This window comes from Faecalibacterium faecis (assembly GCF_040096475.1).
Lineage (GTDB): Bacteria > Bacillota > Clostridia > Oscillospirales > Ruminococcaceae > Faecalibacterium > Faecalibacterium taiwanense.
Genome location: NZ_JBBMEP010000049.1, coordinates 1 through 1381, shown reverse-complemented (window position 1 = coordinate 1381; position 1381 = coordinate 1). Strand labels below are relative to the sequence as shown.

Annotated in this window: 3 protein-coding genes; 2 read left to right on the top strand and 1 reads right to left on the bottom strand. The window is 53.4% G+C overall.

Annotated elements, in window-relative coordinates; all coding sequences use genetic code 11:
- Positions 1 to 251, bottom strand: a 251-nt coding sequence (locus tag WMO17_RS13040) for a CHC2 zinc finger domain-containing protein (RefSeq protein WP_349138325.1), incomplete at its 3' end; no start/stop codon positions are given.
- Between the two features lie 254 nt (positions 252 to 505).
- Between WMO17_RS13040 and WMO17_RS13035 the strand changes: the two genes are divergently transcribed.
- Both WMO17_RS13035 and WMO17_RS13030 read left to right on the top strand, forming a co-directional pair.
- Positions 506 to 652, top strand: coding sequence for a hypothetical protein (locus WMO17_RS13035; protein ID WP_349138324.1), 147 nt, complete (start codon positions 506 to 508; stop codon positions 650 to 652).
- Complete coding sequence (locus tag WMO17_RS13030) at positions 595 to 1332, top strand: helix-turn-helix domain-containing protein (RefSeq protein WP_349138326.1); 738 nt, start codon at positions 595 to 597, stop codon at positions 1330 to 1332. The genes WMO17_RS13035 and WMO17_RS13030 overlap by 58 nt, the downstream gene beginning before the upstream one ends.
- Positions 1333 to 1381 lie beyond the last annotated feature (49 nt).

The window sequence follows — 1381 nt, the reverse complement described above, 5'->3', positions numbered from 1 at the left end:
GCGAAGTCATTTATCAGCTTCTCGGCGGCTTGCCGGGGGTTCAGGTCGAACAGCTTGGCGGTGAGGTCGATGGCATCGCCGTTGGCTCCGCAGCCAAAGCAGTAATAATAGGTGTCGTTCAGCTTCATGCTGGGGTCGCTGTCGGAATGGAACGGACAGCACACCATGCCATGGCGGTCGGGCTCCATGCCGTACATCTCTCCCACCTGCCGAACGGTGATGGCGGACTTGACAGTTTGATACAGGCTCAAGGGCGTTCCTCCTTTGTTTCGTGCGTTGCACCAGAGTATCCCCGTGTGGGAACTCTGGTGTTTTTTGCTTCCTGCCTGAATATACGGAAAATTTTGGAGGAAAGGCAAAAAAGCGGCAAAACTGCAACGGAAAAAGAAAAAAGCCCTTACTGGTTGCAGGGCTGCAACAGCAAGGGCAGAGAGGAAACCGTATATTGAACAAAACGGCAGAGCGTATTATAATGAGAAAAAACGCCAAAAGAAGGGCCGACCACATGGCACAGGAATATCTGCCTGCACCGTCCAACGTCCGTCTTGCGGACTTGATGAAAGAGCACAATATCAACCGGAGCTTGCCAAGGAAATCGGCTGCTCTAAAAGCACTATCAGTCGTTTTATCAGTGGTGCGAAAGGAACCCTGACCCATGAGCAGGTGCTGAAGATTGCAAGGCTGTTCAACGTGTCCACGGATTTCCTGCTGGGAGAAACCAACATCCCTGACCGCAAGAACTACGACATTGCCGAGCTGGGCTTGTCCGTAGAAGCTGCAAAGAACCTCTACACAGGGCGTGTCAATGCAGAGGTGGTCAATCTGCTGCTGGAAAACGCCCGCTTTGCAGAGCTTACTTACCGCATAGCGCAGTATTTTGATGATACTTTTGCATCCGGCATCGCAGCACAGAACGCCATGCTCACGACATTGAGCACCTTGTTGCGCACAAAGGTCAAGACCCCGGAGGCAGCCAAAGCCGCAAAGGACATCAGCCTTCGGAGAAAGCCCGTGTATCAGGGCGACCTTGATGACATAGAGACGTACTTTATGGCGGCGGTCAAGGAAATCAAAAAGAGTATCGGGAGCCATTACGCCGAACAGGAAGCCATGAGCAAGAAAATGGCAGAGAAAATGTTCGCCGAATTGACCAAAGGGCAGGATGTGCAGCACCCAACGATTACGGCAGAGCAGTTGACGGATGCAATGTTGGACAGCGTTTCGGGCATGGAAGAAGCCACGCCGGAAGCACTGGAACAGCTGCGGAGCGGGCTGCTGGGAATCTTGCAGTCTGCCGCAGAGCGGGAAAACGCCCATGAAGCAGACGAATGAACGGCTTTGTGCGCTGGCACAGAAAGGCGATGCTGCCGCACTGGACAGC

What these genes read in the sequence shown, in the direction of transcription:
- WMO17_RS13035 (WP_349138324.1), top strand. Translation starts at nt 506, where the DNA reads ATGGCACAGGAATATCTGCCTGCACCGTCCAACGTCCGTCTTGCGGAC.